The 11,084-nt window shown below is 62.2% G+C and carries 9 protein-coding genes; 2 read left to right on the top strand and 7 right to left on the bottom strand.

Annotated elements, in window-relative coordinates; all coding sequences use genetic code 11:
- Positions 1–198: 198 nt before the first annotated feature.
- A complete protein-coding gene (locus HU730_RS12035; RefSeq protein WP_186526709.1) occupies positions 199–2,385 on the top strand; it encodes a glycoside hydrolase in 2,187 nt (728 codons plus the stop codon).
- 108 nt (positions 2,386–2,493) lie between these two features.
- Here the strand turns inward: HU730_RS12035 and HU730_RS12030 are convergent, their stop codons facing one another.
- Complete coding sequence (locus HU730_RS12030) at positions 2,494–3,120, bottom strand: class I SAM-dependent methyltransferase (protein ID WP_060764945.1); 627 nt, start codon at positions 3,118–3,120, stop codon at positions 2,494–2,496.
- A 176-nt stretch (positions 3,121–3,296) separates the two neighbouring features.
- On the opposite strand from HU730_RS12030, the gene HU730_RS12025 reads away from it, so the two are divergent.
- The gene (locus HU730_RS12025) at positions 3,297–4,400 is read left to right on the top strand and encodes a hypothetical protein (RefSeq protein ID WP_186526710.1); all 1,104 of its coding nucleotides are present in this window, start codon (positions 3,297–3,299) and stop codon (positions 4,398–4,400) included.
- 2 nt (positions 4,401–4,402) lie between these two features.
- Here the strand turns inward: HU730_RS12025 and HU730_RS12020 are convergent, their stop codons facing one another.
- The 6 genes from HU730_RS12020 to HU730_RS11995 all read right to left on the bottom strand — a co-directional run bounded on the left by HU730_RS12020 (position 4,403) and on the right by HU730_RS11995 (position 10,935).
- Positions 4,403–5,047: a methionine ABC transporter permease gene (locus HU730_RS12020; RefSeq protein WP_003187635.1), complete on the bottom strand. Its 645-nt coding sequence runs from the start codon at positions 5,045–5,047 to the stop codon at positions 4,403–4,405.
- Positions 5,037–6,152, bottom strand: a complete 1,116-nt coding sequence (locus HU730_RS12015) for an ATP-binding cassette domain-containing protein (RefSeq protein WP_060772800.1) — start codon at positions 6,150–6,152, stop codon at positions 5,037–5,039. The genes HU730_RS12020 and HU730_RS12015 overlap by 11 nt, the downstream gene beginning before the upstream one ends.
- Entirely contained in the window at positions 6,149–6,964 is an 816-nt protein-coding gene (locus tag HU730_RS12010; RefSeq protein ID WP_186526711.1) for a MetQ/NlpA family ABC transporter substrate-binding protein, read from the bottom strand. The genes HU730_RS12015 and HU730_RS12010 overlap by 4 nt, the downstream gene beginning before the upstream one ends.
- A gap of 138 nt (positions 6,965–7,102) precedes the next feature.
- Positions 7,103–8,461 carry an LLM class flavin-dependent oxidoreductase gene (locus HU730_RS12005; protein ID WP_054896664.1) on the bottom strand — a complete coding sequence of 453 codons (1,359 nt, stop codon included), beginning with the start codon at positions 8,459–8,461 and terminating at the stop codon, positions 7,103–7,105.
- A complete protein-coding gene (locus HU730_RS12000) occupies positions 8,461–9,654 on the bottom strand; it encodes an SfnB family sulfur acquisition oxidoreductase (RefSeq protein WP_186526712.1) in 1,194 nt (397 codons plus the stop codon). Before HU730_RS12000 ends, HU730_RS12005 begins: the two co-directional genes overlap by 1 nt.
- Positions 9,655–9,693: 39 nt before the next feature.
- Positions 9,694–10,935, bottom strand: coding sequence for an SfnB family sulfur acquisition oxidoreductase (locus HU730_RS11995; RefSeq protein WP_106118291.1), 1,242 nt, complete (start codon positions 10,933–10,935; stop codon positions 9,694–9,696).
- Between the last annotated feature and the right edge of the window lie 149 nt (positions 10,936–11,084).

The raw sequence follows: 11,084 nt of genomic DNA, 5'->3' as shown, positions 1-11,084 counted from the left end.
TCGCGAAAAACGTCAACGATAACGCGTGCTTCCTGAGTAAACGCGGCGCCTGTGAGTTTTTCGCGAGCAAGCTCGCTCCTACAAAAGAGCCTTAACTGACTGAGGCTGTGTGAAGCTTCTGAAAAATCCCGACGTCATCCTGGCTGACCCTTGCATGTTGTACCCTCTGGTCCTCATTCCAAACCCAGGTCGGTCCTCATGCAGTGCCTGCGTATCACCTTGCTGTTTTGCGCGTTGCTCCTCGCACCGCCTGCCTTCGCCGCCACCGTACTGGAAAACGCCTTGTGGCGCGTCGAACTCGACCCCGCCACCCTGGCGCTGCGCGTGACACCCGCAGGCCAGACTTCGGTGCAGGCATCCAGCGGTGTGGCCACGCATGCCGTCAGCCAATTGCAGAACACGCCTGATCAAGCCACTTGGCAATGGGACAACGGCGCCTATCGCCTGACCGCCCGCCTGCAACAGCGCGACCTGGCCTTGACCATCAACGCCCGCGAGCCCGGTGAGCTGGCCCTGCTGCGCCAGCCTGCCGAGGCCATGGGGCGAGGGTTGATCTGGCCCTTGGCCGAGGGGCATTACGTGCCTGCCAATGCCATCTGGAAGACGTTTCTGCTGGAGCGGGGTGAGTTCAATACCACCCAGGACCTGAGCCTGCCGCTGTGGGGCGTGGATCACGGTGGCTTCACGTTGAACTGGCTGTTGACCAACCCCTACAACAACCGCCTGCAATGGCAAGCCGACGGCAACGGCCTGGCCCTCTCCGCGGCCCATGAATTCACCTCGCTGGCGCCTGATGCGCCGATGACGCTGCGGCTGTACCTGGGCGATGCCGACCCATTGGCTGGCGCCAAGCGCTATCGCCAGTGGCTGGTGGAGCAGGGCCGCTATGAACCGTTGGCGGACAAGCTGCGGCAAACACCTGAAGCCCAGAAGCTGCTGGGCGCCAGCCATGTGTACCTCTGGGACAACGGCCTGCTGGCTTTGGGCGATGTGCGTGATTGGCCCAAACTGATCAAACGGCTGCGCAGCCATGAACTCAAGACGCTGATGGACAAGGAGAGCGCACAGCTGCTGGCGCAGCCCACTCCCTTGAATCGCTATGAGCAAACCGTGCTGCTGCGCGGTGTCAACGCGGCGATCAACACCAAGGCCCGGCAGGCCTGGCAAGTCGAAGACCCAGACATGACCCGCCTTGCCGCCCGCTACGGTGAGCTGCGCAGTGAACTGGCCGTGGACTTTGCGGGGGCCTTGAGTGACAGCCCGCAAACCTGGGGCAGTAGCGCCATTCAAACCCTGCGCGACGCCGGGTTGCAGCGTCTGTTACTGACCTTGGGCGAAGGTTGGGAGGGTGGCCTCTGGCATCCCGAAGCGATTCGCGCGGGGGTGGAAGCCGGTTTTCTGATGGCGCCTTACGACTCCTATGAAACGGCCCTGTCCGCCACCGAAAACCCCGATTGGACCACTGCCCACTTGGGCACCAAGGCCTATCGCGACTGCGCGATCGTGTTGAAAGACGGCAAGCTGAAAACCGGTTTCCAGAAGTCCGGCCATTACACCGACCCGCGGTGTGTCCGGCCGCTGCTGGAGGCGCGGGTGAAGGCGGTACACGCCAAGGCTGGCTTCAATGCCTGGTTTCTCGATGCTTACGCCACCAGCATGCTGTTCGACAGCTATCGCAGCAACGCCAGCATGACCCAGGCACAAAACGCCGAAGGCAATATCGACGCCTCCCGCTGGATCAACACCGTGCCGAAGCTGGTCACAGGCTCTGAAGACGGTAACGCGATCACCGCCCAGGGCATCCTGTTTGCCCACGGCATGCAGACCCCGGTGATCGGCTGGGGTGACCGCGAGATGACCCATGACCCGCAGTCGCCGTACTTCGTAGGCAACTGGTACCCCACGGAGCAACCGGCGGTGTTCTTCAAATCGGTGCCGTTGAAGGAGCCGTTTCGCACGCTGTATTTCGAACCGACGATGCGCCTGCCGTTGTATCAGGCGGTGTTCCACGGCTCGGTGATCACCACCCATCATTGGCTGTTCGACAGCCTCAAACTGAGCAATGTGCAGGGCGACAATGAACTGACCCAACTGCTCTACAACGTGCCGCCGCTGTACCACCTCAGTGCTGCGACGCTCAAGGCGCGGCTGCCGATTATTCAGCGCCAGGACCGCTTCTTCCGGCCGTTGCACCAGCGCTTGGCGACCCAGGAAATGACTGGTTTCCGTTGGCTGACGGTGGACAAACAGCTGCAGCAAACCACCTTCGCCGATGGAACGCGGCTGGTGGCGAATTTCTCGGCGGTGGAAAAACAGGGGTATGCCGGGCGCAGTGTGACGGTGCTTGTGGCGGGGGAGGAGCCGGTGGTGTATCAGGTGAAATAACGCTGCCCGTTACGGCGCCATCGCGGGCAAGCCCGCTCCCACAGGGGAATGCATTCCAAAGGTGGGAGCTGGCTTGCCTGCGATGAAGCATGTACAGGCGATGCAGCACTAAATCTTACGCCACACACTCGCCAACCAAGGCTGCTGTTCCCGCGGCAACCCGGCCGGCCGGTAGTAATGCTCCAACTCTTCAAACCCTGCCGCGGTCAGCAAGGCCTGCCACGCCCGCAGGTCGTGATAAGAGCCATACCGCGGCCCATTCCAGCCCTCTTGGTTCTCACCCCGAGGGTTGGAGCTGAACAGCACGCCCCCAGGCTTCAACGCGCCGTGCAGCTCTTTGAGCACTCGGGGCAACTCCTGCTTGGGAATATGAAACAGCACCGCATTGGCAAACACCCCATCGAAGCGTTCGGCGGGCAGGTCCAGCTTGAGAAAGTCCTGCTGCAACACCTCACAGCCACTGTCTTCGCGGGCCATCTGCGCAAAACGCTCGGAGCCATCCAGGCCCACGGCGATATGCCCCATGCGCGTAAACGTCTGCAAATCCCGCCCTGGCCCACAGCCGAAATCCAGCACGGTGAACGGCGGCGTGCCCTGGATATGCCGCAACAGCGCGTCGATGTTCTGGCTCACATCGTGATCGCGGGTGCCTTCACGGAAGTCTTCGGCCACCTTGTTGTAGTGGCCCAGGGTGGTGGAGGTGATCTGGTTGAGGTCGTCGGGAGCAAGTTTCATGGCATGGCGCACGGCTGCGGCTGAGGTAGGGGGACTATACCCCGGCCCATTCATCAGTTGAAAACCGTGTATCCGCTGTAGGGCGCTTCACGGCGGTCGCAGTGCGCGCATCCGACAGACCGCCACGGGAAATTGTGGGTAAGATTCGGCCCTCATTTGCAGAGGGCTACACATCCATGGAAGAGGAAAAATGTTCACCCGTTGGCAACGACACCGCACCGAACAAGGTCGACCAATACGCCACGAGATTGAGCAATGGCCTGTTGTGGCTCAATGAGCGTGCCTGGCCGCTGACGGTGGGGATTCTCTCGGTGGCAGGCCTGTACCTGTACCAGTACATCCAGATTGAAAAGGTGCCGCTGAGTATCTTGTCGGCGTCGGCGTTCACCGCATTGCCAGCGATGTTCGCCATGTTGGTATTTGTGATCGGCATGATGGGTGCATCGATCCTGGTGCCCACGTTCATCTTATTCACGCGCCTGAACGGCACCGGTGTGCGCCTGAGTGATCAACTCAATCTCAGCCCGCAGTCGCCGCAAGAGACGGCCCAGCACAGGAGGTTACTGGGACATTGGGCGGCCAGCCTGTTGGTGATGTTTGTGTTCTGGATGTGCGCCGTATACCTGTCCGTGAACGCCGAAAGTGGGCTTTTGCTGACGCTCAGTTGGATCGTGGCGATCATGGCGGCGGTAGTGGCCTATGTCGGCATCATCATTCGTGCGCGCCCCGCCGATGTTGCCCTGCGTGAGTTGTCCGGCGAGTTCTGGCTGGCCAGTGCTGGCGCCGGGGTCGTTCAAATGGTGGTCATTCTGATGGTGACGGTGCCGGTCTCCCGCGCCTTCAGCGAGTACTCCGACAGCGCCGTGTTCTTTGCGCCGTTCATGGCCGCCGAAATGGCCGTGCTGTTCCTGATCCAGGGGAGCGCCGCCTGCTTGGTGGTGCGCATGCGCGTCCAGAAAAACCCGGTGGCGTTCGCCTCATTGGTGGCCTTTGCGCTCATCGTTTTACTCGGGCTGATCCCGGCGAGCGGGGCCAAGTTGGGTGGCCTGCCGCTGCAAGGCTCCGCCTCGGGAGGGCGCGTTTGTACGTTGATGACCTGGGCGGCAGAGGCCAAGGTCCCCGGCGCGCTGGTAGACACCGACAACCCCAAGCGCAGCGTAAAACTGCGAGTGATGGCCGACTCGGATGGCAGCTACATCGTGCGGCCCTGGCAGGCCAAGGAAAAAACCATCACCTTCGTGCCCCGTGCCAGCGTTGCCCAACTGGATGAGTGCCCGTGACGTCAGCGCTTGTTCAATACCCGCGCCAATCGGTCCCCGCTCAGCTGGATCACCGCTACCAGCACCACCAGCAGCACAATCACCGTGAGCATGATCTGCGTATCGAAGCGCTGGTAGCCATAGCGGTAGGCAATATCGCCCAGGCCACCGGCGCCGATCGCCCCGGCCATGGCCGATGAGTTGATCATGGTCACCAGGGTGATGGTGAAGCCGCCGACGATGCCGGGTAACGCCTCTGGCAACAGCACATGCCAGATGATGTGCCAGCGACGGCAACCCATGGCCTGCGCGGCTTCGATCAGGCCATGGTCGACCTCGCGCAAGCTCACTTCAGCGATGCGTGCAAAGAACGGCGTGGCGGCGATGGTCAGCGGTACCACTGCCGCCCAGACGCCATAGGTGGTGCCGACGATCAGGCGCGTGAACGGGATCAGCGCCACCATCAGGATCAGAAACGGAATGGAGCGGAACAGATTCACGAACGCTCCCAGCACGCGGTTAAGGGCCGGTGCCTGGTAGATGCCGCCCTTGTCGCTGGTGACCAGGAAGACCGCCAGCGGAATGCCCACCAGCAGCGCGATCAGCGACGACACCCCCACCATCAACAAGGTGTCGATGGCGCCCTGCACTAAACGATCAAACCACATAGCCCAGCACCTCCACCTGTTGTGCCCAATTGGCCGCGCGTTTGCGCAGTTCTTCGGCGTTGTGCGGCGATCCATTCACCGCCAGCAGCAGTTGCCCCAAGGCATGCCCCTGGATGCGTTCCACGCCGCCTTGCAGTAAACGCACACGGCCGCCGAGGGCACTGAACAGTGCCGCGAGGTCTGGCTCCAGGGTGTCGCTGCCGGTGAACTGCAGGCGCAGTACCAGTGCGGCGTCGGCCGAGGCTGGCGTGGGTTGCAGGCGGCTTTGCAACTCTGGCGGCAAGCCGTGTTGCAGCGGTGCGAGCAGGGTCTTGCTGACCTCATGTTGCGGATCGCCAAACACCTGCCACACCGGGCCTTGCTCGACGATACGCCCGTGCTCCAGCACCACCACGCGGTCGCAGATGTCGCGGATCACCGCCATCTCATGGGTGATCAGCACGATGGTCAGGCCCAGGCGCTGGTTGATCTCGCGCAGCAGGCCGAGGATCGACTGGGTGGTTTCCGGGTCGAGGGCCGAGGTGGCTTCGTCGCACAGCAGAATCTCGGGGTCGTGCACCAGCGCGCGGGCGATGCCGACGCGCTGCTTCTGCCCGCCGGACAGCTGCGCCGGGTACGCCTTGTGTTTGTCTTGCAGGCCTACCAGCTCCAGCAGTTCATGCACCTTTCGCGCGCGTTGTGCCTGGGGTACACCGGCGACCTTGAGCGGCAACTCGACGTTCTGCCACACGGTCTTGGCCGACATCAGGTTGAAGTGCTGGAAGATCATGCCGATGCGTCGCCGCAGCGCCACCAGGTGGTCTTCATCGAAGCTGCCGATGTCTACCTGGTCGATCAGCACCCGTCCGCTGCTGGGTTGTTCCAGGCGGTTGATGGTGCGGATCAGCGATGACTTGCCGGCGCCGCTGCGGCCGATGATGCCGAACACTTCGCCACGCTGGATCGCCAGGTCAATGCCTTGCAGCGCGTGCACCGTGCCGTCATAGGTTTTGCCCAGGTTGATGAACCGCACATGGGCGCGGTTCAAGTCCGGGTGCAGTTCAGTCTGTTCGGCGTGGCTGGGCGCAGGGGCCAGATCGTGCAATCGGGCGTTGGCGGCACTCATGGTTTAGCTTCCCAGCCGACCTGGTAGAGTTTGCCGAGGGACTTGTCCAAAGCCGCACGCACCACCGGCGAGTGCTGGTAGATATCGACGAACTTGATTACCCGTGGGTCAGTTTTGCTCTTGGGCTGGATGACGAACTGAATCACGTATTCCGGGTGGTCGAGGCCGTCGAACAGCAGCGCCGACTCGGCATCGAAGGTCTTGGACAGGCGGATGTACGCCGGGTAGCCCTGCACCAGATCGGCGTCGTCATAGGCGCGCACCAGTTGCACCGCTTCCACTTGCAGGATCTTGATGTTTTTCGGGTTGGCGACGATGTCTTCTTCGGTGGCTTTGTAGCCCACACCCGGCTTGAGGGTGATCAGCCCGGCCTTGGCCAGCAGTTGCAGGCCGCGACCGCTGTTGATCGGGTCGTTGGCAATCGCCACGCTGGCGCCTGCGGGCAGCTCGTTGAAGTCTTTGTACTTTTTCGAATACAGCCCGACGTTATTGATGATGCCTGGCGCATACGGCACCAGGTCAAACCCGGCGGCGGCCTTGGCGTTTTCCAGGAAGGGGATGTGCTGGAAGTAGTTCACGTCGATATCGCCGGCGGCGAGGCTGACGTTGGGCGCGATCCAGTCGGTGAACTCCACCAGTTCGACCTTCAGGCCCTGCTTGCCGGCCTCTTCTACGGCGGCTTCCAGCGGAATGGCGAAGGCAGCGGTGGTGCCGATTTTCAGCGGGGCGTCGGCGGCAAATACCGCCGAGCTGAATAAGCCGAAGGCCAGGGCCAGTGCTTTGACTGGGTGGTTTAGGAATGTCTTTTTCATAGTGGTTTTCCAGTCATAAGGTCTTAGGTAGCTAGATCGTTCCCACGCTCCGCGTGGTAATGCCGCCAGGGACGCTCCGCGTCCCACAAGCGAACGCAGAGCGTCCAAGAGGCATTCCCACGCGGAGCGTGGGAACGATCAAACAATGTGGCGGTAGGTAGAGCCGGTGTGTTGGTTGGGTAAGCGAGCCGTGTCGTGGAAGACTTTTTCCCGCAGCGTTCCCTGCGCATATTCCGTCTTGTACGAGCCCCGTCGTTGTAGCTCCGGTATCACCAGCTCAATGAAATCCACATAGCTCTCCGGCGTCACAATGCGCGTCAGGTTGAAACCATCCAGCCCGGTTTCGCTGATCCAGGATTCCAGCTCATCGGCCACCTGTTCAGGCGAGCCCACCAGGGTGATATAGCGCCCGCCCAAGGCGTGCTGTTCAAGCAATTTGCGCCGGGTCCAGTCGTTGTTCTGCAGGTTCTGGGTGGCCGACTGGATCGCGTTGCTTTTGACGTACTGGATGGGTTCGTCCAACGCGTACTGGGCAAAATCAATCCCGGTCGAGGCCGAGAAGTGCGCCACGCCGGCTTCCGCGCTGGCGTAGCTGAGGTACTCGGCGTGCTTGTTCCAGGCCAACGCTTCAGTGGCGCCAACGATGACGTTAAGGCCCATGAACACCTTGATGTCGTCCGGGTTGCGCCCAGCCTCCACTGCGCTGGCGCGCACCTTGTCCACCTGGCGCTTGGTCGCGGCTTTGTTCTGCCCGCTGATAAACACGCACTCGGCATGCCGCCCGGCGAACAGCAAGCCGCGCTCGGAACTGCCAGCCTGGAACAGCACCGGCGTGCGCTGCGGCGAGGGCTCGCACAGGTGGTAACCCTCCACCTGATAGAACTCGCCGTGGTGCTCTACCTTGTGCACCTTGCCCGGTTGCGCATACACCCGCGCTTGGCGATCGTTGCGCACCGCGTCGTCTTCCCAGCTGCCTTCCCAGAGCTTGTACAACACCTGCAGGTATTCATCGGCCTGGTCGTAGCGCCGGTCATGCTCGACCTGTTCGGTAAGGCCCATGGCCTTGGCGGCGCTGTCGAGGTAGCCGGTGACAATGTTCCAACCCACCCGGCCACGGCTCAGGTGATCCAGCGTCGACATGCGCCGGGCGAACAGGTACGGCGGTTCGTAGGTGAGGTTGGCGGTAAGGCCGAAGCCAAGGTGCTGGGTGACGGCGGCCATGGCCGACACCAGCAGCAACGGGTCGTTGACCGGTAGCTGGATCGACTCCTTGAGGGGCACGTCAATGGAGTCCTGATAGACGTCATACACGCCGACGATATCAGCGATGAACAAACCGTCGAACAACCCGCGCTCCAGGATCTTCGCCAGTTCAGTCCAGTATTCGAGGGTCTTGTACTCGGTCGAGTTGTCTCGTGGATGAGCCCACAAACCGTGATTGATGTGCCCGATGCAGTTCATGTTGAAAGCATTGAGCAGGATCTTTTTTTTGCTAATCAGATGGTCCCCCGCAGCGGCGGGTTTTCATCGTTGAGGTAGTAGTTGCCGACCGCATGGTATTTCCAACGCACCGGGTCGTGCAGGGTGTGCACCCGGGCGTTGCGCCAGTGGCGGTCCAGGCCGTGTTCGGCCAGGGTCGCCTGGCTGCCAGCCAGTTCGAACAGGGTGCTGCCGGCCGCCAGGGAGATTTCGGTGCTCAGGGCGCGTATTTCGGCAACGGCGATGGAGGCTGCGGCGACGGTCTGGGCATTGCTGTCGGCCTGGGCGCGGTCGAGGAATTCACCCGAGCGTTCCAGCAAGGCTTCGGCGGCGTGCAGCCGGCTGCTCAGGTGGCCGAAGCTCTTGAGTGTCAGCGGGTCTTCGGTGGCGTTGTCGTTGCCGGCGTCGATCCATGGGCGGGTCTTGGTGCGCACAAAATGCAAGGCGTCCTCAAAGGCCGCACGGGCGATGCCGGTGTCGATGGCTGCGTGGAGGATCTGCGCCAGCGGGCCGACGGTGGTCGGGCGTTCGAAAGCGCTCTGGAACGGCACCACGTCTTGCGCCGCGACCCATACGTTGTCGAACACTACCGAGCCGCTGCCGGTAGTGCGCTGGCCGAACCCGCTCCAGTCGTCGATCACCGTCAGTCCCTCGCTGTCACGCGGTACGAAGGCCAGTTGCTGCACGCCATTTGCATCCACTACCGAAGTGGGGATGCGCTGGGCGTAGATCGCGCCGGTGGCGTAGAACTTGCGCCCGTTGATGCGAAAGCCGTCGCCGTCACGGGTGAGGCTGGTAATGCGGTCGTGGGCGGTCTTGGTGCCCAGCTCCGCCAAGGCGTTGCCAAAGCGTTGGCCGGCCAACACCTCGGCGTACAGGCGTTGCTGCTGTTCGGGGCTGCCGTTCACGCGCAGTACTTCGAGGGCATAGAAATGGTTTTGCGGAATCTGGCCCAACGAGCCATCGGCCTGGGCGATCAGTGCGATGACCTTGGCCAGGGTGACGTTGGACACGCCCGCGCCACCGTAGGCCTTGGGCACGCTGATGCCCCACAGGCCAGAGCGGGAAAACACGTCCAGTTCGGGCAATGGCAGGCGGCGTTCGCGGTCGCGCTGGGCGCTGTCGCGGCGCAAGTCTTCAGCAAGATCGCTGGCGACAATAAGCGCTTGTTCGTCGCTGGTGATGACCGCGACGGGGTGAGAAAGGGTCATGAGTTTCTCCAGAAGCTCGTGGAAAAGTGTTCTGGTTGGTTAAATCCAGGAATGACGAGCCGGCAAGGTGCCGTTGAGCCGATAGGCGCCGATGGCGTGGTACTTCCAGCGCACCGGGTCGTGCAGGGTGTGCACCCGGGCGTTGCGCCAGTGACGGTCAAGGTTGAATTCGGCCAGGGTGGCGCGGCTGCCGGCCAGTTCAAAGAGCTTCTCGGTGACTTGTAACGCCACTTCGGTGGTCAGCACCTTGGCCTCGGCCACGGCAATCGAGGCGTGGGCGGCGGACTGCGCGGTGATCGGTGCGGCGCTGACCTGGTCAAGCACCTGGCCGGCCTTGCGCAGCAGGGCTTCGGCGGCGTGCAGTTCGATCTTCAGCTTGCCGATATCAGCGATCACATACAGGTCGTCGCTGGCCCGTTCGACCTTGGCGTCGATCCACGGGCGTGAGCGTTCACGCACGAAGGCAATGGCATCGTCGAGGGCGCCTCGGGCGATGCCAGCGTCGATGGCGGCCTGGATCAGTTGCGACACGGCCCCCTGGATATTCGGGCTTTCGCCCAGGCGCCAGTTGTCGATGACCAGTTCCGGCTCCACGGCCACGCGATCAAGCAAGACGGTACCGCTGGCGGTGGTGCGTTGGCCAAAGCCCGACCAGTCATCGACGATGCGCAGCCCCTCGCTGCCGCGCCGCACAAAGGCCATGACCTGCTTGCCGTCATCGTTCAACGCTTTTATGGCGACCCAGTGAGCAAAGAGTGCGCCGGTGGAGTAGAACTTCTGGCCGCTGACCACGTACCCATCACCTTCGGCCGTAATGCGTGCCTTGAGCTCCAGGGTATTTTTGGTGCCGCGTTCCGGGCCGCCGTTGCCGATGCGCCAGCCGTCGAGCACGCTCTGGAACAGCTGCTTTTTCTGACGCTCGGTCGCGGTGCCCTGCAATACGTACAAGATGCCGAAATGGTTCTGCGGGATCTGCCCGAGTGCCGGGTCGGCTGCGCTGATGATCGCGAAGACTTCGGCCAGGGTCACAAACGACACCTGTGGGCCGCCGTATTCCCGGGGAATGGAAATACTGCCTAAGCCGCTGCGGGTGAACTGTTCGAGCTGCGCCCAGGGCAGTTTGCGTTGCTGGTCGCGCTGGGCGGCGTGCAGGCGTGCAGCCTGGGCCAGTTCGTGGGCTGCACTCAGTGCCTGAGCGTCGTTGCGCAATACCGTGGCGGGCGACAGTAGGGGGGCTACGTCCAGATCACTCTGGGGGGGTGTTAGAGCCAAGTTAGACATCAGCGCCGCTCCTTGGCTGCACGCAATGCCCTGGCGTTGCGCACCGGGGTAATTCTGACCATACCGACCTCGCATTCAATGAAATAAACAGAAAAATCAGGAATGTCCGGTGGTCCGGTGCATATACCCTAAGCGTGTTAATTATTTAA

The organism is Pseudomonas sp. SWRI22 (genome assembly GCF_014268395.2).
GTDB classification, from domain to species: Bacteria; Pseudomonadota; Gammaproteobacteria; order Pseudomonadales; family Pseudomonadaceae; genus Aquipseudomonas; species Aquipseudomonas paracarnis.
Note: the sequence above shows the minus strand (reverse complement) of the source record. Positions and strands in the feature narration are given on the sequence as shown.

What these genes read in the sequence shown, in the direction of transcription:
- HU730_RS11995 (WP_106118291.1), bottom strand. Translation starts at nt 10,935, where the DNA reads ATGTCTAACTTGGCTCTAACACCCCCCCAGAGTGATCTGGACGTAGCC.
- HU730_RS12025 (WP_186526710.1), top strand. Translation starts at nt 3,297, where the DNA reads ATGGAAGAGGAAAAATGTTCACCCGTTGGCAACGACACCGCACCGAAC.
- HU730_RS12015 (WP_060772800.1), bottom strand. Translation starts at nt 6,152, where the DNA reads ATGAGTGCCGCCAACGCCCGATTGCACGATCTGGCCCCTGCGCCCAGC.
- HU730_RS12000 (WP_186526712.1), bottom strand. Translation starts at nt 9,654, where the DNA reads ATGACCCTTTCTCACCCCGTCGCGGTCATCACCAGCGACGAACAAGCG.
- HU730_RS12010 (WP_186526711.1), bottom strand. Translation starts at nt 6,964, where the DNA reads ATGAAAAAGACATTCCTAAACCACCCAGTCAAAGCACTGGCCCTGGCC.
- HU730_RS12020 (WP_003187635.1), bottom strand. Translation starts at nt 5,047, where the DNA reads ATGTGGTTTGATCGTTTAGTGCAGGGCGCCATCGACACCTTGTTGATG.
- HU730_RS12035 (WP_186526709.1), top strand. Translation starts at nt 199, where the DNA reads ATGCAGTGCCTGCGTATCACCTTGCTGTTTTGCGCGTTGCTCCTCGCA.
- HU730_RS12030 (WP_060764945.1), bottom strand. Translation starts at nt 3,120, where the DNA reads ATGAAACTTGCTCCCGACGACCTCAACCAGATCACCTCCACCACCCTG.